An 18,013-nucleotide genomic window follows, 5' to 3' on the forward strand; every position below is an offset into this window, starting at 1 on the left:
AGGTGCAACCACGAGCCACGTCGTCTGAGACTGCTACGCCAACAACAGGGCTGACCGCCGCCGCCAACACGTGGGGACTACCGGAACGGCTTCCGCCCCGCGGGACGCATGGGCGTCTTCGTCCCCCCGTGACGGGAGAGAGCTCCATCAGCGAGGCGCGAGCATCCATTCGCTCATACCGGGCAGCATGCTGCGCCGTAGTCGTTCAGACGTGCGGCTCCTCGTCGCAGCCGGCGCCGCAGCCGGCCTCGCGACCGCGTTCAACGCACCGATCGCCGGCGGCGTCTTCGTCCTGGAAGAGCTGGTCAGGCGGTTCGACCCACGGACAACCCTTGCCACCCTGGTGGCCTCTGGGGCGGGCTTCGCCAGCGCTCATCTGCTTCTGCACCACTCCACCGCATCCAACTTCCACGTACCTCCCCTGGCCGACCCCTCCTTGAGGCAGGCCCCTCTGGTGGTCGCCGTCGGCGTGTTCTGCGGCTTGCTCGGCGTCCCCTACAACGCAGCCGTGATGAAGAGCCTGCGGGTCGTCGACACGAGCCGGTGGCCAGTGGTGGCGCGTGCCGCACTCATCGGGGCAATCGTCGGAGCGATCGGCTGGATCGCCCCGACGGTGGTCGGCGGTGGAGACAACCTCTCCCAGCAGGCCCTGTTGGGCGCGGGCACCGTCGCTGGGGTGACGGGCTTGCTCGTGCTCCGCTTCGGGCTCGGTGTGCTCTCGTACGCTGCCTGCACGCCCGGGGGTCTCTTCGCGCCGATGCTCGTCCTCGGCTCGCACCTCGGGCTGCTCGTCGGGCTGGTCGGCCAGCTGGTGGCGCCCCACCAGACCCCGGACCCCGCGGCGCTGGCGCTCATCGGGATGGCGGCATTCTTCACCGCGACGGTGCGCGCGCCCGTCACCGGCATCGTGCTGGCCACCGAACTGACGGGATCGACGACCCAGCTGGCGCCGATGCTCGGCGCCTGCGCGATCGCGATGCTGACCGCCACCGCGTTGCGGTCCGCGCCGATCTACGACCAGCTCACCCAACGAGCGGTCTCGGCGTTCAAGGTGAATGCCGCCGAAGCGCACGAGACCTGACCACACCAGACCTTCAGAGACCCGGCCAGGCGATCGCGGCCGCCGCGCTGCACCGCGCACGTGCCGCCAGCCGCCCGCCCGCAGCAAGCTTGCGGCGTCTCTCGGAAGCGGCTTCGGCGGTGAACGAGCCTATTGACTGGAGCTGGGAATAGAGGTTGCTGGGCCACCATGCCTGCATGCGACTGGGCCCGGTGGACTGGGCCTTTCCGGAGGACGCCGCCTGGACTGGCCTCCCGTTATCGCCGCCTCTCCTCACATGGCCGGCGATGCGCGGCCAAGCAGGGCCGTCGCTGCGAAGGCTAGGCCCCACGCAATCAACACGATGCCTCCGAACACCCCCAAGCTTCCGGCCAGGTCGGGGTAGAGCGCACACACGGATCCGAACCAGATGGCCGAGACCGAGGCCGGAAGCACACTGAGTCGAGAGCCTCTCGCCCCGACCGCTCTCGCGACCACAGCAATGAATGCCGCTGCAGCGACCGCGAACCCGAACGCCGCCTGCATGGGGAGGTGCATCAGCCCCCACGTGTTGTCGTCCACCGCGTCCGACCGGATGGCCGCCACGACCGCCGCCGCATGACCGACGCTCCCGATCCCGGCGACCATCGCCAAGACGAGGGGTAGCGCGGGACAGGCCCGAAGCCTGGGTCGCGCGGCGGGCCACAGAGTGCGCATGGACATCACGAGCGGGCCTGTGGCCGAGAGGACGACCAAGCCTCCCGCGACAGCCTGCCCGGGGATACGTCCGACCAATCCGACGATGAGGACGGCGCAGCCCGACGCGCCGGCGATGTGGAGAAAGATCCACCATCGGGCACGCACCGCGAACATCATGAGAGGCCAAGCCACGAGAGCGGTGTACAGAAGCCCCCACGAGGTCTCCACCACGTAGTGCGCGCTGAAGCCCGCATCCTGAAGGGGGACGACCAGAAGGTCGACGAGCCCGAAGAATGGGACTGACCAGAGTAGAGCGGTGATGGCAGCCACCGTCCTGGCCAGCCAGTGCGACGCCGCGGCCTGAGGCGCGACCTCCCTCGCGTGCGCTGTCATCTCCGACAATCCTTTCCTTCAGTCGATTGTCGGCGTCAGAGCGCTTCGCGTCCGGTGTTGAGCAAAAGGAGGATCTGGTTCTCGGTCCGCCCCTTGCCAGCCGGTGAGTCCGTGTTCCACGCGCCACAGAAGCGGGAACATGGCGCCTCGTTCTGCCGCATCCAGCGGCACTCTCAGGGCACAATCCCCTCGTTCAAGCTCAGAGGTGCCTCCCACCGCCGCGAACTGGCCGTGGCCGCGACGCGGCGCACACGGCACTTCAGGACCTCCAGCTCGGTTAATAGCCTGAGTGAATGCTCGAACTGAGCGACGTCGACGTCGTCGAGATCGCAACCGCACTCGCGGATCAGACGGGCTACGACCACCGATGGCTGCTCGACCCGCGAACAGGTCAGGTGGCGTTCTGGACCAGCGACACCGGCATCGACGGCGAGAACCCCGTCGAAATCGACGAGCTCGACCTCATCCCAAGTAGACCCCATCCCGCCGTACGCCTGGTACAGCACCGGCAACAACGTCGCCGTCTACCGGGTACCGATCCGGTGAGCAAGCTCCTGCGAGCAGGTACCCACCACCGCCGTCTGCACTGGCTTGCGGGCAGCCGCCCGGCCCGTCGCCACGGGCGCAGGACCCTACCCCTGAGTCGCATAATCCTGTGCACACGGCTCGGCCACCACCGGGACGGCACGGCTCCTCCCGCCGTCCCGAGACCGGCGGGTGCCCCAGGTGCAGCACCTGAGCCATCGAACAACTGCCCGATCTGCATGGGGAGTGCACACCATCGTGGCCACCAGGTCCGCCGGGCGCGATCCCAGTTTGGCTGCGATCGCCCGAGTGAGGACGCGGCCGCTCGCCGCGGGCGCTCACCCGATGACGCGGTGGCGCTGGGCGATACCGGCGGCGCCGTAGGGGTAGTCGTCCATGCGCGGGCTGCTGACCGCGCTGAGGTGGGAAAGCTGGTCTGCCGCCAGATCGAGGTCGGCGGCGGCGAGGTTGTCGGTGAGCTGCTCGACGGTGCGGGCACCGAGGATCACCGACGTGACCGCCGGCTGCGCCGCGACCCAGGCGAGGGCCACCGCTGCGGAGGTGACGCCCTGCTCCTTCGCGACCTCAGCCACGGCGTCGATGACCGCCCAAGTGCGCTCGTCCGAGTTGCGGGGCCCGTAGGCCTCCATACCGCGCTCCGGGTCCTCGCCGAGGCGCGAGGCTCCGGTCGGGGTGGTGTTGCGCTGGTACTTGCCGGTGAGCCACCCGCCCGCGAGGGGCGACCAGGGCAGGAGGCCGAGTCCGCCATCGAGACAGGCCGGCACGACCTCGTGCTCGATGTCGCGAACGAGGAGGTTGTACTGCGGCTGCAACGTCACCGGCGGCGTCCAGCCGTGCTCACGGGCCGTGTGCACTGCCTTGGTGACCTGGTAGCCGAGGTAGTTGGAGAAGCCGTAGTAGCCGATCTTGCCCGCTGCAACGGCGTCGTCGAGGAAGCGCAGCGTCTCCTCGAGCGGCGTGACGGCGTCCCACGCGTGCATCTGGTACAGGTCGATGTGCTCGACCCCGAGCCGGGTCAGCGACGCGTCGAGCGCCTGCCGGAGGTGGCGTCGTGAGAGACCGACGTCGTTGTGACCCTCGCCCATCGGGAAGCGGCCCTTCGTCGCCACGACCATCCGGGCCGCGTCCTCGGGGTGGGACCTAAGCCACCGGCCGGTGATCTCCTCGGAGACGCCCTTGCTGTAGACGTCCGCCGTGTCGAGGAAAGTGCCTCCAGCCTCCGCGAAGGCGTCGAGGATGGACCCGGAAGCCTCCTCATCGGCCTCCGCACCGAAGGTCATCGTGCCGAGGCACTGGGTGGAGACGATGGTGCCGCTGGTGCCAAGAGTGGTGTATCGCATGAGTGCCACCGTATGCCGGATGAGCCTGAGCCCAGGTTTGGTTGCGTGCCAGCTTGGCGTCATGCGGAACACTTGTGCGCCAAGCAGGATCAGTGGTCCGTGGGCAGGCGGACCACGACTCGCAGGCCCGGGGCGGCGTCCTCGAGTCTCACGTCGCCTCCGCTGCGCCGCAGCAGCGCCTGGGTGATCGGCAGGCCAAGTCCGCTGCCTCCGCTGTCCCTGTCCCGGGCCTCGTCGAGCCTCGTGAAGCGGTCGAAGACCCCGTCGCGGTCCTCGACGGAGATGCCGTGGCCGTCGTCGGTGACGGTGACTTCGACTTGGTGGCCCACCGCGGTGGCGTCGAGGACGACGGCGGTGCGGGCGTGTCGGACCGCGTTGTCGACGAGGTTCGTCAGGGCTCGGGTCAGTTCGCCCCTCGGTGCTCTCGTCTGCAGTCGGCGTCCGGCGAGGCCAGGCGCGGTGTGCACCGGTACGCGGGCGCTGGCGTAGCGGCCGGCGACGTCCGAGAGCAGTGCGGTGACATCGACCGCGGAGGACGTGCGTGTCGCCGCGGCGTCATCGGCACGCGCCAAGATGAGAAGGTCGTCCACGAGCACGGTCAAACGGTCCACCTCAGCGAGCAGCTCCGCCGGCAGGTCCCCGCCCTCGCCGAGGCGCTCTGCCACCTCGAGCTGGGTGCGCAGACTGGCGAGCGGGCTGCGCAGCTCGTGGGCCGCGTCCGCGATGAAGGCGCGCTGCTTGCGCCGAGCGGCCGTGATCCGGTCGAGCATCGCATTGAGGGTCGTCGCCAGGGCGCTGACCTCGTCGCGGGTAGGTGGCACGGGCAGGCGCTCGCCCTCCGATGACGACTCGTCAATGCGCTCGGCACCCTGTCGGAGCGCCTCGACCGGAGCGAGGGCCGCTCCGATCACGCGCCACGCGATGACTGCCAGGACGGCGAGCAGCAGCGGGAAGATCCACAGCAGCAGCGCGCGAAGCGTCCTGGCGCTCTGCTCGACGTCCCCGGTGGGCGCCGCTGCGACCACCGAGTACTCGCGGCCCCTCGGCACGGCTGCTCCCGCCGGGACCGCCACGACCTGCAGCCGGCCCGAAAGTCCGGAACGGCTGCCCGGCACGATCACCTGCTCCCCCGCGAGGGCGCGGCGCAGCTCGTCCGGTGTGACGAGGGAGGTCAGCCGGTCGGCAGCCACCGACCCGGTGACCACTCGTCCTTGCGCCTCGAGGACCTGGACGACCTGGGAGCCGGAGACCGGGACCGGGTCGGGCATACGGCCCGAGTCGACGAGCAGGGCCACCTGTTGGGCGCTGGCCCGGGCCGTGCCCTCGATGGAGCGACCGAGCGAGGCTGTGAGGACGGCGTAGAGCAGGAGGCCACCGATGAGGAGCGCACCGGCGAGTCCTGCGAGGCCGATGAGCAGCAGCCGGGCCCGGATGCTCAGCCGGGCGAACCTGTTTCGCACGGACCGCCGGCGTGGGTGGTCGGTCACGACGCCATCCGGTAGCCGACTCCGCGAACGGTCTCGATTCGCGTCCTGCCCAGCTTGCGACGCAGGTAGGCGATGTAGACCTCGACCACGTTGGCATCGTCGAGGTCCCCCCAGACCTTTTCGAGGAGGTCCTCCTTCGGGACGGCCGCGGGATGGGCGCGAAGGAGGTGCTCGAGCAGGACGAACTCTCGGGGGGCGAGCGCCACCTCCGAGCCGTCGACCTCCACGCGGTGGGCCGCCGGGTCGAGCATCACCCCGGCGGCCTTGAGGACCGCTGGACGCGGCGCGGGGTCGCGGCGGAGCAGGGCCCGGAGCCGAGCCACGAGGACGACGAAGGAGAACGGCTTGGTCAGGTAGTCGTCCGCGCCGTAGTCGAGTCCGTCGGCCTCGTCGTACTCCCCGTCCTTCGCCGTCAGGAGCAGCACCGGCACCCAGTTCTGCTCGGCCCGAAGCGTTTTGACGACCGTGTAGCCGGACACACGCGGCAGCATGATGTCGAGGACGACGACGTCGTAGGCGCCGAAGCGTGCGGCCTCGAGCCCCGCCTGACCATCCCCGACGTGATTGACGACGAACCCCTCAGCCGTCAGCCCGCGCACGATCGCAGCAGCCATTCGGGCCTCGTCCTCCACCAGCAGCACGCGCACACTGCCACGATGCCACGGGGTGACGGCGGGGCGCGGCTCCTCGCTGCGGCAGGGTCTCAGGCGGCTCTAAGCAAGCGGGGCGCACGATGGGGACATGAGCTTCTTCATCGACCACCCCAAGGCCCGCTGGATGCTCCCCGTCGCGGCGATCGGAGTCATCGGCGCCACGGCCCTGACCGTCACCCAGACGGCGAACGCCGACAGCGGACTACAGGCACGCACCGCGGCCCAGCTGCTTGCCGACGTCCGCTCGGCGAACGTCTCGAGCCTCTCCGGGACCGTCGTACAGACCTCGGACCTGGGCCTGCCCGAGATCCCCGGCCTGGGCAGCTCGGGACGACCCGGTTTGGCGAGCAGCTCCCTGACCTCACTCATCTCCGGCACGCACACCTGGCGGGTCTGGCTCGGCGGTCCCACACGTCAGCGGCTCGCCCTGATCGGCAGCAACGGCGAGTCCGACGTCATCCACAACGGCATGGACGTCTGGCTATGGTCCAGCGCGGACAAGACGGCGGTGCACCACAAGCTGAGCGCCGACCAGGTGCGTGCCGGCTCGGCCGACAAGCGCCTGCCGAGCGGGCTGCCGAGCGGAGTCCCGAGCACGCTGCCGTCCGGCGCTCCCCGCACGCCGGACGAGGCGGCCCGCGCGGTCCTGGGTCTGATGGGCAAGGACACCACGGTGACCACCTCGGGTACGGCCTCGGTCGCGGGCCGGTCCGCGTACGAACTAGTGCTCACCCCGAACGACAAGACCACCCTCGTCGGGTCGGTCCGGATCGCCATCGACAGCCAGGAACACGTCCCTCTGCGCGTGCAGGTCTTCTCTACGAAGCTGGCGAACCCTGCGTTCGAGGTCGCCTTCACGGCCGTGGACTTCGCGCAGCCCGACGCTCGGCAGTTCGCGTTCACACCGCCGGCCGGTACCACGGTCACCGAGTCCGGCGACCTGACCACGCCCAAGGCTGGCGCCAGCGCCGACCCCGCGCCGGTCAAGACGTCGGCCGACCCGTCGGCCAAGGTGCAGGGAGCGCCCACGATCGTCGGATCCGGGTGGAGCACGGTCGTTGTGGCCCCGTACACCCTCCCGAGCCCGCAGAACGGCGGCGCGGGGGGGTCCGCGGCCGACAGCGCGGCCCAGCTGGGCGGCATCCTCAAGGCCCTTCCAACCACGTCGGGTGCCTGGGGCAGCGGGCACGTCCTCCAAGGCACCCTGTTCTCGCTCGTCCTGACGAACGACGGCCGGGTCGCCATCGGAGCTGTCCCGCCGACCCAGCTGTACAGCGCCCTGGCAGCGAAGTGACCCATCGACTCGACCACCTGCAGACGTCAGTCCCCGGGGGCGATCTCGCGATCGCGACCCGGGGTCTGACGAAGCGATTCGGCGCGCGGGCCGCAGTGGACGACCTCGACCTCGTCGTGCCGCGGGGCTCGGTGTATGGCTTCCTCGGGCCGAACGGCTCGGGCAAGACGACGACGATACGGATGCTGCTCGGTCTCGTGCGACCGTCCGCCGGCACCAGCAGCCTCCTCGGGCAGCCGATTCCACAGGGGGCCCAAGTCGTGCTGCCCCGGGTCGGATCCCTCGTTGAGGGTCCCGCCTTCCATCCCTACCTGTCAGGCCGGGCCAACCTGCAGCGGCTCGACGCAGCCGACCTGACCGCAGACCCGCGTACCTCGAGGCAACGGATCGACGCCGCCCTCGACCGGGTGGGCCTCTTGGCGACCGCGGGCAAGCGTTACCGCGCATACTCCTTGGGGATGCGCCAGCGGCTCGCCATCGCCGCCGCACTGCTCATGCCCCGGGAGCTGCTGGTGCTCGACGAGCCGACGAACGGCCTTGACCCGCAAGGAACTCGCGAGGTTCGCCACCTCGTCGCGTCGTTGGCGTCGGACGGGACGACGGTCTTCGTGTCGAGCCACCTGCTGTCGGAGGTGGAGCAGATGTGCACTCACCTCGGCGTCATGAGTGACGGTCGACTCGTCGCCCAAGGCTCCACCACCGAGGTCCGCGGAGGTTCGGAGCCAACGGCCCGGGTCCTCACGGAGCAGCCCACTGCGGCCGTGCGGATCATGACCGAGCTCGGGCTGGGCGGTGTCGAGGCGGTGCCCGGCGGGGTCCGCGGGACGCCCATCGGTGTCGCGCCGGAGGAGATCGTCGCGGCGCTCGTCGAGGGCGGCGTCGGCGTCAAGGAGTTCACCGTGACCAGTCCCAGCCTCGAGGACCTGTTCGTCGCGCTCACCGGGGAGGGTTTCGATGTCAGCGGCTGAGTCGGTCCTCACCGACGGTCCCCAGCGGGTTGCGGGCAGCGACGGGGTGCCCCTGTCGCGGCGGCTCTCCACCCGCCTGCTGCGATCGGAGCTGAGGCTGATCGCCGGCCGCCGACGCAACCAGATGGGACTGCTCGTCCTCGCCGCGGTGCCGGTGTTCATCGCGGTCGCGGTGCGGATCTCGTCGCCACGCGAAGGTCGCGGGCCCGACTTCCTCTCCTCGATCACCTCGAACGGGCTGTTCGTGCCGATCGCCGCGCTCAGCGTCGAGCTGGGACTATTCCTCCCCCTCGCCATCGCGATGCTCGCCGGTGACGCGGTGGCCGGTGAGGCGAACCTCGGGACGCTCCGCTACCTGCTGACCGTGCCGGTGGGGCGGACCCGGCTGCTCGTCACGAAGTACGTCTCTCTCCTGATCGGCGCTGTGTGGGGGGTCGCCGTGGTGGTCCTCGCCGGCGCGATCGCCGGGATCGCCCTCTTCGGCACCGGACCGATGCTGACGCTCTCCGGCACCGAGATCTCATTCGGCTCGGCAGTCTGGCGGGTCGTGCTCGTCAGCCTCTACATCGCTGTGGGGTTGGCCGCCCTCGGCGCCGTGGGGCTGTTCATCTCGACGCTCACCGAGCAACCGCTCGCCGCCACCGTCGCGCTCATGATCTTCACCATCCTCTCCTGGATCGCGGACTCGGTGCCACAGATCTCGTGGCTGCACCCGTGGCTCCTCGTCGACCAGTGGATGGCGTTCGGAGACCTGCTCCGCGACCCACCCTTCTGGGACAACATCGCCCAAGGCCTCCGGGTGGACTTGGCCTATGTCGTCGTGTTCTGGTTGCTCGCCTGGGCACGGTTCGCAGGCAAGGACATCACGAGCTGACTCCGCCCCCTCATCCGTTCCAGGCCCATTGAGCGAACCGCCCGGACTGCTGACCGCGCCGTGCTGCGTCTGGCGCTCGTGGCGCCCCGGAGCAGACCCGAGCCTTGCAAGCTGCCGTGTCCGGCCGCATCGGGTGGGCTTGCCGGTCATCTGTCTGCCTCTGTCACGACGTTCCCCGCCGCACGCGTGTCCCGTACTGACGGCCGGGACAGTACGCCGAAGGAATCGTCGTGGCCGATGCCCTCACATGGCACCATGCGCGCCCGGACCCTCCGCGCGGCCGTCGGCGTGCCCGTCGAGGCGGCATCACTCGGACTGCTCTTTCCAATCCACACCGCAAACCCTTCTCGGCGGCAGCGAGGGGGACGACCAAGCGACCCGCACGAAGACCACCCAGTGCGCCGCCAGCGCTGACGCCTTGGGACTTGAGCAGACGCACCGGCGCGCTCGCCGGGCCCCACCCGGGCAGCAAAGCATCTCCTTGGGTGTGTCCTTTCGCCGCGATCCGGCCACCGTCATGGCGGCGGGTCCGCTGAGATCGTCGGGCGGCATTGGCCTCTCAGGCGCGGTCGTGAAGAGTGACCTGGTAGCCGTCGGGGTCGGCGAAGGTGAATGTCCGACCGAAGGGGCCGTCGATCGGTGCGGACACGATGGTGTGACCGTCGGCGACGAGAGCATCGTGGATGGTCTGGACGTCTGTGGCGTGGAGCCAGATCGCTGCACCGATGCCGGGCTGAGCCACGGATGCGAGATCGGTGCCGGGAACCACGTCTCGGAGTGCGAAAGCGATCGGCTTCGTCTCGAAGACGACGGCGTGCGGAGGTCCGGCCTGCGAGCGGACGAGGCCGAGGTACTGCTCGTAGAAGGCCTGCGAAACGTCGAGGTCGCGAGCTTGGAGCGAGATGAAGTCGGGGCCGGTGGCGGGCATGATGTTGCTCCTCGTCTAGTGTCAGTTTGCTGACACGCCGCAATCTATGTCAGAATGCTGACATGAGTCAAGAGGGTGTCGGCGTCGACCTGGAGACGTCACTCGGCTACCTGCTGAAGGAGGCGTCGAGCGCCCTCCGCGCAGCCATGGAGGAGGTTCTGCGACCGCTCGGGATGAGCGTGACGCACTACTCCTGCCTCGAACTGCTGGCTCAACGACCGGGCTTGTCGAACTCCGAGCTCGCGCGGGGCGCGTTCGTGACCCGGCAGTCGATGAACGTGCTGCTCCAGGCCCTGGAACGAGAGGGCTACGTGACCAGACCTGCGGAGGCGCCCGTCGGGAGAGTTCTTCCCACGCGGCTCACGCCACGCGGCCGAGCGAGCCTCGAGACGGCGACCGTAGCGGTCCGGTCCGTCGAGATCAGGATGTTGGCTGGCATGACCGAGACCGAGCAGTCGGACGCGTTCCGGCTCCTGCGGAGCATGACCCTCTCCCTGCGTGGTGGCGACGACGGTGCCTAGCCCGCGTCCCGGAGCACGTCTCGTCGCGTCCGGATAGAAGTACAGCCGAGCGCGAAGATCCGTGCCGGACACCTCGAAAGCCGACAGCCACGACCACACCCACTGGTGCGACGAGCCCGTTGTGACCCGTCCGCACATGCCCCAGTGGGTGCGTCTAACCGCGGCGTCCGGGCGCCGGAAAGGTACGGGGACCGACGCCGGGCCCGTACATCATTCGGGACGAAGGTAAGCCTCGATGTCCTCCGCACGTCTCCTTCGCGCCGCCCGTCCCCAACCCGTGGCGTGGGCGTATTCCTCGTTGGCCGCGCGGATACCGAGGCTGCCCATCTCCAGGTACCAGCGGGTGTCATTCGCCCTCACCGCGTACCTGTGGCCAGCAGGGATCTCGTCGCTCTCTGCTTGGCTGAAGGCGGCGATGAACTTCTCTTCCACCAGCGAGCCGATCGTCGCGTCCGTCTCGTCGGTGGTTACCAAGATCGAACCGATGAAAGTGGTCAATGCGGCCGTGAGCGCCGCGAGCATCTGCTTGGTCTTGTCATCGCTGACGTCGTCAACCCACGCGAACTCGACCAACAGGATGATGGAGACGGCAGCGACAACGGCGGTGAGCCCGATGTAGACCCAAGCAAATCGGTTGTACAAGGCGACAGCGCGCTCGGGGTGCTGGTGCGCGCACCAACGTGCCGGGCCCCTGTCTCTCAACGGCAGGCGAAGCAGCGAGTGCCGACGGCGAGGCCCACCGCCGCCACTCGACCGCCGCGGTGGGCCCAAGAGATAGCGCTGGCTGCAGCGAAGTCGGTCAAGGTGGCGGGACCGGGCCCACATCTGGGTAGTGTGCGCCCCTCGCGCGAAGGCCGGATGAACCCCGAGTCCGGGGAGCTCGGGGTTTACGGCCGACTGGGTGGCAGCTCAGGGTTGGTTCGGGATCGACGTCAGGGTCATGCCGGATGTGGAGCGGTGGCCGCGGGGCGCATTCTGCGGAACATGCACGATGTCGACCGAACGTTGAAGCGCATGGCCGTCCCGTCTGAGGGCAGGTCCCCGTCAGCAGCGAGGGCCGCGCCACCTCAGTACAGCCTGCGCCAGGTGCTGGGCGTGTGGGCGTTGGCGGCACTGCCGATGGCGGTGCTGGCTTGGCTGGTCACCCCGGCGTTGGCGGATCGGCTGAGTGGTCCTGCCGCTTGGCCGAAAGCACTGCTGGCATGTCTGACGGTGGGCCTGATGTGGCAAGGCGTCGTGGTCCTGGTTCTGCTGCGACGCGAGATCGGTCCCCTTCACTGGGGCGCCGTCAAGGACGCACTGTGGTTGCGTCCGCCACATAGCCCGCGCACCGGCCGCATTGGCGGACGGCTGTGGTGGGTGCTGGTCCCGGCGATGCTCGTCGTCGGCATCGAACAGCTCCTCCCCTCGCTGCCGGTCCCGGCCGATCGAGACCTCGGGGTTCTCCTCCGGTCCTCGGAGGGGCACGACTTCCTGTCGGGGAACTGGCCGTGGTTCGCGGCGATCGTTGTGATGGCCGTCTTCAACACGATTCTCGGAGAGGAGCTGCTCTTCCGCGGGCTCCTGCTGCCCAGGATGCACGGCGTCTTCGGCCGCGCCGACTGGCTGGCAAACGGGGTCCTGTTCGCGGCTTATCACCTGCACATGCCGTGGGCCATCCCCAAGATCCTGTTGGACAGTCTGGCGCTGGCCTATCCCGCCCGCCGGTACACCAGCGCCTGGCTGGCCATCATCGTGCACAGTCTGCAGTCGGTGCTCATCGTGGCGGCGTCACTCGCGCTCGTTCTTCATTGACCGCATGATTCACCCCTTGGCCGACCAAGCGGCTAGACAACCCTGCCCCTTCCGCCGCCAGTCGACCCATGGCGGATGCCAGTCTGACGGAGGCCGGACTCCTGCTCGCGTCCTTGAGGATGTTCCTTGGGTGGGTCACAGCATCACAGCGACTCGGAAAGCCGATCCATCAGTGTTTGAGGCTCGCGGTTGTAGAGCGCGATCGGCCACGCGCCGGCGTCGAGGTACTTCTGGATCCGAGCACTGCATTGTGTGGCCGACCCAGCTGCGACCCTCGCCTCCACGAGGTCATACGTTACGGCGGCCTCAGGCGACAGATGCATCTCGGCGCGAAGCACGGCAGTGCTCTCGATGAGTGAGCGCATCTGCTCGACGGCTCGGTGTTGGTCATCATCGGCCAGCACGATCAGGGCGATGGGGAACTTCAGCGTGCCGGGTTCGCGACCCGCTGCGGTGGCCGCTGACGTCACGAGCTCAATGATCTCGCGGACTCGCTCAACAGGGGTCAGGTAGTTGATCATTACGCCGTCAATCAGGCCTGTGGCCGCGAGCTCGGCTGCGGCAGCGACCATCCGCGGACCGTTGGCCCCCCATAGCAGTGGCACCTCAGCCACGCCGGTTCGGCCGGGCATGGCCAGGTCGTCAACCGCGTACACGCGTCCCGCATGCGTCACGGTCTCACCACGCAGCAGGCCGCGGACGATGATCGTCGTGTCCCGCATGGCATCGATCAAGTGATGCCGTCGCACGCCCGCGTAGGTCGCCGCCGGCTCGTGCCACGGTCCGAGAACGACCCAATGGCGGCCGGCCGCCAAGGCAGAAACGTTTGCCACGGTGGTCGCCAGAGACGCGGGCAGCTGCCTCCAGACATTGACCAGGCCGACGCCGACGACAAGCGACTTGCTCAACACCGATGCCGCGGCGGCGTGCACGATCGGGTCGCGGACCAGGTCGGTCTCGGTGAACCACACGCTGTGATACTGCTCGTCCTCAAGACGCCGGATCGCTGCGGCGAGGGCCGCTCGGTCGATCGTCGCCGGAAGGTGGACCCCCAGATCGCTCCGCCGCACCACAGCCGCTCCTGCTCGCTCACCTGCAGTAACTCTGACAGAGCCGCCGGTTCACGCGCACGACTCCAGCGAGCATTTGTGCGGCTGCATCACGTCAAGGGCGATGACACATGACCCACTTCGCCGCAACGGGTCCGTTTGGCTAATCGACGACGAAGTCGTGGATGGCGTTGGATAGAGCCAGCCGGTCGGGGCCCACCCAGTAGAAGTGACTGGGCGCGTTGGTGTCGAAGAGGTGGGTCCTGGGTACCGTGTGCACGAAGTCCTTGGCGTGTTCGAAAGTCACGCCACGATCATGTGGGGACGCCGTCACGAGGGTTGGGCAGGGAACCGACCGCAGAACCGCGCGGCGATAGCACGCCCGGTCTGCGACGCCTTGGCGAAGGTCCGTGACAAACCCCGATCCGGAACCCATGGCCGCGAAGGTCGCCCGAGCGGAGGCTCGGTCCGCAGGCGTCCACGTGTGCCACCACGCGTCGACCGGTAGCGTCGACAACGTCGACATCATCAGACGCAGACCCCTGTCCGACGACGTCATCGCGCGGATGGCCCGCCAGGTGAGTCGTTGCGTCCCCGGAGAGAATCCCAGCGGGCCCGCCGCCGCCTCCAGCCTGCTGTCGGGGTAGGGCAACGTCGACGGAGCGCAGCTGTGCAGTACCAGCCGAGGCGCCAGGTGCCCCAGCGCGACAGCGACGTGCACCGCCTGGAGTCCCCCGAAGCTGATTCCCACGGTTGCGGCGGCTTCGCTGATCCCAAGCCCGTCGCAGACCTCCGCCACAGCAGAGACGAACTCGGCCGCCATCAGCGGACCCACGCGGGTGCGGCCATAGCCAGGCCGGGAGAAGGCCAAGACCCGAAACCCCAGGTTGGTGTAAAGGTCTGAACCGAGCGGGGTGGCCGCCGAGGAGTGTCCACCGGGAAAAGCGAGCACGACGGCTCCGCCGACGGGACCGGCCAAGGACACTTCCACAGGACCGAGTGACGTCGACACCACCTGCGTCTTCACAGCCCGAGCATGCCACCGCCTGGAACGCAACACAGGTGGCGACTCGACAAGCTCCGAAGCGGGACCTGAGCGCCGACCCCCCTGCGTCGTTCTGCCGCGTCGTGGCGCTCAAGCCGCAGTCCCCCATCGGGCGAGGCAGGACTGCTGAAGAAGAGGCACCAACAGATCGAGCAGCTCCTGAGGCTTTTCTTGCACCTACCAGGCCATGACGTCCCGCGCGGCGGTCGGGAAGAGCAGGAAGCACATCAGGAGATTGCCGTGAGTTCGCGTAATCGATGCGTGTGCCCTTCGTGTCGCTACGCGTACGCGGTCGCCGGGCTTTGACGCTGTCGAGCCACAGCAGCGCCGCATCGAGGTTCGGGATCGAAGACGCCGCATGCTGAGTCGATACGCAGCCGGCTTGGGGAGAGTTGGCGTACGACATGGCTCCGTTCTGGACGCTCACCGCCATGGGCGCCGTTGGCAGTCTGTCGGTACTCCCTTCAGGCAGTCACACCTGGTATTCCGGTGCTGCCGATCACCGAGGACCAGCTCGCCGCGATCGTTGCGCACATGCCCCGGAGGCATCAGGCGCTCGTGATCCTCGCCGCCGGCACCGGACTTCAACAGGGCGAGATCTTCGGCCTCACCGTCGACCGCCTCGATCTCGAGCGGCGCAACGTCCTCGTCGACCGCCAGCTCATCAACTTCAACGGCCGCGAGCTTTCTTCGGCCACCCAAGTCCCAGGCCAGCCTCCGCGTCGTCCGCTACCGGGCGTCGTCGCAGACGCGCTCCAGGCGCACCTCGAGGCCTACCCCGCGACCGCCCTCGTCTTCACGAACAACGTCGGCGCCCCGCTGCGTCGGTCAGCCTTCTGGACCGAGTGGAACCGAGCCCTCAAGCAGGCCGGCATCCCAGCCATCGGCTTCCACGAGCTGAGGCACTACTACGCCTCACTGCTCGTCCGTCATGGCGAGTCCGTCAAGACCGTCCAGGGCGCCGTCGACGGAGTCCTCCGAGATTTTGCGGACTCAGTGCGGACCAACGGGGGTGACCAAACACATCACCGCAGTTCAGAGGCCTGAAAGTGGATGAGTCGGCCGATACGCCGGGTTCTGTTCCGCGTCCCCGTTACCGGTGACGTGGCGACGGCCATCCATCTAGGCCGACCATTGCTGGTCGGCTCGAGCGTCCTACCCGCGCACTCGACCGGGCCGGTCTCCTCGGCGCCCGAGGGCGCCGTGCATACGCTGTCTGGACTTGCTCCGGGTGGGGTTTACCGAGCCGCTCCAGTCACCTGGAGCGCTGGTGGTCTCTTACACCACCGTTTCACCCTTACCGGCTGCCGAAGCGGCCGGCGGTCTGTTCTCTGTGGCACTGTCCCGCGGGTCACCCCGGGTGGCTGTTGGCCACCACCCTGCCCTGTGGAGCCCGGACGTTCCTCGGCAGGGCCGAGGCCCTGACGCGACCGTCTGGCCGACTCATCCGCGCACCAGCATAGGGGCGTATGCCGTCCGCTGCGCCCGCGCCCACCGGCGAGCCACTCCCCCGGCACGGACGAAAACCGGGCGTCCGCTCAGACGACCCGGCGGAACGCCAGGACGGCGACGTCGTCGTGCCGGTCGGGGTCGGAGACCGCCTCGGTCAGCCCGTCGAGGACCTCGTCGAGGTCGGTGTCGTCATTGACGCCGGTGAGGAGCTCATCGGCGGCAGCCTGCAGGCGCTTGAGCCCGATGTCGATGCTCTCTCCGCGGCGCTCGACGAGGCCGTCGGTGTAGAGCAGGAGCAGGTCCCCGACGGCGAAGGGCACCCGGGCCGAGGCTCGGGGGACCTCACCGAGGCCGTGGACCGGCGAGCCGTCCTCGCTGACGAACCGGGTGCGACCGCCCTGGACGAGCAGCGGCGGCGGGTGCCCGGCGACGACGACGGCGAGGTCGTCTCGCTCCGGCTCGAAGAGCAGGTAGACCGAGGACGCCATCTGGGTCGGCGGCTCGGTCGCCATGAAGCGGTCCATCGCGCCGGCGAGCGCCGCGGGCTCCGGGTCCTGGGTCGCCAGCACCCTTGCAGCAGAACGCATCCGTGAGCCCGCGACAGCCGCGTCGACTCCTCGACCCATGACGTCACCGAGGACCACCGTGACACGACCGCCGTCGAGCCCGCTGACGTCGTAGTAGTCACCACCCACGTCGGTGCGGCCCGCCTGTCGGTAGACCGTCCCGATCTGCCAGCCGGGGATCTCGGGAAGGTCCTGGGGCAGCAGCGTCGCCTGGAGCACCGACGCGACACGGCGGGTCTGGGAGTAGAGGTCGGCGTTGTCGATGGCCAGGCCGGCCCGCCGGGCGAGGTCCTCTGCGAAAGCGACGTCATCGCGCGTGTAGCGGCGCCCGGACTCGGCCGCGACGAAGGTCAGCACCCCGAGCATCCGGTCCTTGGCCATGAGCGGCACCGTCATGGCGCTTCGCAGTCCGAGCTCTCGCGCCACCCTGAGGTGCTCCTCGTCGCGGGCCGCGGCGACGAGCATCTCGTCGGTGACGGTGTCGACGAGCAGGCTCTTTCCGGTGCGCGCGACCTGGGCCGCCCCGCCGGGCCGCTCGGGGTCGGGGGGCCATCGGGTCTCGAGCTCCTTGGCGAGCTGCACCTTGTCGGGATCGACGTGCGCGACGGCGAGCGTCCGCAGGACACCGTCGTCGACCATCTGGACCGAGCACCAGTCGGCGTGCGTCGGCACGGCGAGCGAGGCGACCTGGCGCAGCGTCTGTCTGTAGTCGAGGGTGGTCGCGAGCGCCTGCGACGCATCGGCCAGGAACTCCAGCTGGGCCGCCCGGGTCGCGATCTGCTCCTCGGCCCGCAGGCGGAGCACCGTCTGCGCGCACATGTCCGCGAGCACCCCCAGCACCCACACCAGATCCGGGTCGATCGGTCCGGCGAGCCCGTCGAAGCGGAAACCCACCGCCCCGATGGCCGAGCCGTCGGCTCGGGAGATGAGCGGCAGCGTCACCGACGATCGCTCCGTGTCGTCGTCGAGGTCCGGGTAGCGCTCGAGGAGCTCGGCCCGACCGGTGACCGACACGATCTGGGTGGTCCGGACGGCGTCGGTGAGCGGCGACCGGGCATCGAGCTCGAGGCTGGCCCACTGCCGTGCCTCGGACTGGGTGAGGCCGTGGGTGGCGATGGTGCGCAGACGGGTCGGGCCGTCCTGGACCGCCAGCACGGCCCGCGAGGCGCCCATGACCGTCGACGCGCGCTCGGTGATGGTCTCGGTGAGCTCCTCCAGCGTCGTGGCCGCCGCGACCTGGGCCGCAATGCCTGCCAACGCCGCCAGCCTCGGGGCGACCGACGCACGGCTCGCCGCCGGGCTCTGCCATGGCGCGTTCATGGGGCCATCCTGACAGTCGAAGGGCTTGGGCACCCACGGATGCCG

Annotated in this window: 17 protein-coding genes and 1 other RNA gene; 7 read left to right on the plus strand and 11 right to left on the minus strand. The window is 69.1% G+C overall.

Annotation, left to right across the window (positions count from 1 at the left end; genetic code table 11):
• Window positions 1-70: 70 nt before the first annotated feature.
• Entirely contained in the window at window positions 71-1,081 is a 1,011-nt protein-coding gene (locus tag NR112_RS01510) for a chloride channel protein (protein ID WP_256792219.1), read from the plus strand.
• Window positions 1,082-1,333: 252 nt separating this feature from the next.
• Here the strand turns inward: NR112_RS01510 and NR112_RS01515 are convergent, their stop codons facing one another.
• The 5 genes from NR112_RS01515 to NR112_RS01535 all read right to left on the minus strand — a co-directional run bounded on the left by NR112_RS01515 (window position 1,334) and on the right by NR112_RS01535 (window position 6,151).
• Entirely contained in the window at window positions 1,334-2,131 is a 798-nt protein-coding gene (locus NR112_RS01515) for a hypothetical protein (RefSeq protein WP_256792220.1), read from the minus strand.
• Between the two features lie 173 nt (window positions 2,132-2,304).
• Window positions 2,305-2,637: a hypothetical protein gene (locus NR112_RS01520; protein ID WP_256792221.1), complete on the minus strand. Its 333-nt coding sequence runs from the start codon at window positions 2,635-2,637 to the stop codon at window positions 2,305-2,307.
• Between the two features lie 357 nt (window positions 2,638-2,994).
• A complete protein-coding gene (locus tag NR112_RS01525) occupies window positions 2,995-4,017 on the minus strand; it encodes an aldo/keto reductase (protein ID WP_256792222.1) in 1,023 nt (340 codons plus the stop codon).
• Window positions 4,018-4,106: 89 nt separating this feature from the next.
• Window positions 4,107-5,504 (minus strand): HAMP domain-containing sensor histidine kinase, encoded by a 1,398-nt coding sequence (locus NR112_RS01530; RefSeq protein WP_256792223.1) that lies wholly within the window; start codon window positions 5,502-5,504, stop codon window positions 4,107-4,109.
• On the minus strand, window positions 5,501-6,151 hold the full coding sequence (locus NR112_RS01535; RefSeq protein ID WP_256792224.1) for a response regulator transcription factor: 651 nt from the start codon (window positions 6,149-6,151) through the stop codon (window positions 5,501-5,503). The genes NR112_RS01530 and NR112_RS01535 overlap by 4 nt, the downstream gene beginning before the upstream one ends.
• Before the next feature lie 94 nt (window positions 6,152-6,245).
• On the opposite strand from NR112_RS01535, the gene NR112_RS01540 reads away from it, so the two are divergent.
• Genes NR112_RS01540 through NR112_RS01550 form a run of 3 tightly spaced genes read left to right on the plus strand, consistent with a single transcriptional unit; the run spans window position 6,246 to window position 9,293 of the window.
• Window positions 6,246-7,451, plus strand: a complete 1,206-nt coding sequence (locus NR112_RS01540) for a hypothetical protein (RefSeq protein ID WP_256792225.1) — start codon at window positions 6,246-6,248, stop codon at window positions 7,449-7,451.
• Entirely contained in the window at window positions 7,448-8,419 is a 972-nt protein-coding gene (locus NR112_RS01545; protein WP_256792226.1) for an ABC transporter ATP-binding protein, read from the plus strand. Before NR112_RS01540 ends, NR112_RS01545 begins: the two co-directional genes overlap by 4 nt.
• A complete protein-coding gene (locus tag NR112_RS01550; protein ID WP_256792227.1) occupies window positions 8,406-9,293 on the plus strand; it encodes an ABC transporter permease in 888 nt (295 codons plus the stop codon). The genes NR112_RS01545 and NR112_RS01550 overlap by 14 nt, the downstream gene beginning before the upstream one ends.
• A gap of 559 nt (window positions 9,294-9,852) precedes the next feature.
• On the opposite strand, the gene NR112_RS01555 is transcribed toward NR112_RS01550, so the two are convergent.
• Window positions 9,853-10,221: a VOC family protein gene (locus NR112_RS01555; RefSeq protein ID WP_256792228.1), complete on the minus strand. Its 369-nt coding sequence runs from the start codon at window positions 10,219-10,221 to the stop codon at window positions 9,853-9,855.
• A 62-nt stretch (window positions 10,222-10,283) separates the two neighbouring features.
• On the opposite strand from NR112_RS01555, the gene NR112_RS01560 reads away from it, so the two are divergent.
• Complete coding sequence (locus NR112_RS01560; RefSeq protein WP_256792229.1) at window positions 10,284-10,742, plus strand: MarR family winged helix-turn-helix transcriptional regulator; 459 nt, start codon at window positions 10,284-10,286, stop codon at window positions 10,740-10,742.
• Between the two features lie 210 nt (window positions 10,743-10,952).
• Here NR112_RS01560 and NR112_RS01565 read toward each other — a convergent pair whose 3' ends face one another.
• Complete coding sequence (locus NR112_RS01565; protein ID WP_256792230.1) at window positions 10,953-11,384, minus strand: hypothetical protein; 432 nt, start codon at window positions 11,382-11,384, stop codon at window positions 10,953-10,955.
• A 444-nt stretch (window positions 11,385-11,828) separates the two neighbouring features.
• Here NR112_RS01565 and NR112_RS01570 point away from each other — a divergent pair, with 444 nt between their 5' ends.
• On the plus strand, window positions 11,829-12,536 hold the full coding sequence (locus tag NR112_RS01570) for a CPBP family intramembrane glutamic endopeptidase (RefSeq protein ID WP_256792231.1): 708 nt from the start codon (window positions 11,829-11,831) through the stop codon (window positions 12,534-12,536).
• A gap of 143 nt (window positions 12,537-12,679) precedes the next feature.
• Here NR112_RS01570 and NR112_RS01575 read toward each other — a convergent pair whose 3' ends face one another.
• Both NR112_RS01575 and NR112_RS01580 read right to left on the minus strand, forming a co-directional pair.
• Window positions 12,680-13,609, minus strand: a complete 930-nt coding sequence (locus NR112_RS01575; protein WP_256792232.1) for an LLM class flavin-dependent oxidoreductase — start codon at window positions 13,607-13,609, stop codon at window positions 12,680-12,682.
• Between the two features lie 139 nt (window positions 13,610-13,748).
• Window positions 13,749-14,612: an alpha/beta fold hydrolase gene (locus tag NR112_RS01580; protein WP_256792233.1), complete on the minus strand. Its 864-nt coding sequence runs from the start codon at window positions 14,610-14,612 to the stop codon at window positions 13,749-13,751.
• A 507-nt stretch (window positions 14,613-15,119) separates the two neighbouring features.
• Between NR112_RS01580 and NR112_RS01585 the strand changes: the two genes are divergently transcribed.
• Complete coding sequence (locus tag NR112_RS01585) at window positions 15,120-15,677, plus strand: tyrosine-type recombinase/integrase (protein ID WP_256792234.1); 558 nt, start codon at window positions 15,120-15,122, stop codon at window positions 15,675-15,677.
• A gap of 3 nt (window positions 15,678-15,680) precedes the next feature.
• Here NR112_RS01585 and rnpB read toward each other — a convergent pair.
• Window positions 15,681-16,076: RNase P RNA component class A (gene rnpB / locus NR112_RS01590), an RNA gene on the minus strand.
• 92 nt (window positions 16,077-16,168) lie between these two features.
• Window positions 16,169-17,968, minus strand: coding sequence for a PP2C family protein-serine/threonine phosphatase (locus NR112_RS01595; protein ID WP_256792235.1), 1,800 nt, complete (start codon window positions 17,966-17,968; stop codon window positions 16,169-16,171).
• Window positions 17,969-18,013 lie beyond the last annotated feature (45 nt).

This window comes from Terrabacter sp. Ter38, from assembly GCF_024519435.1.
Taxonomy (GTDB): Bacteria; Actinomycetota; Actinomycetes; order Actinomycetales; family Dermatophilaceae; genus Terrabacter.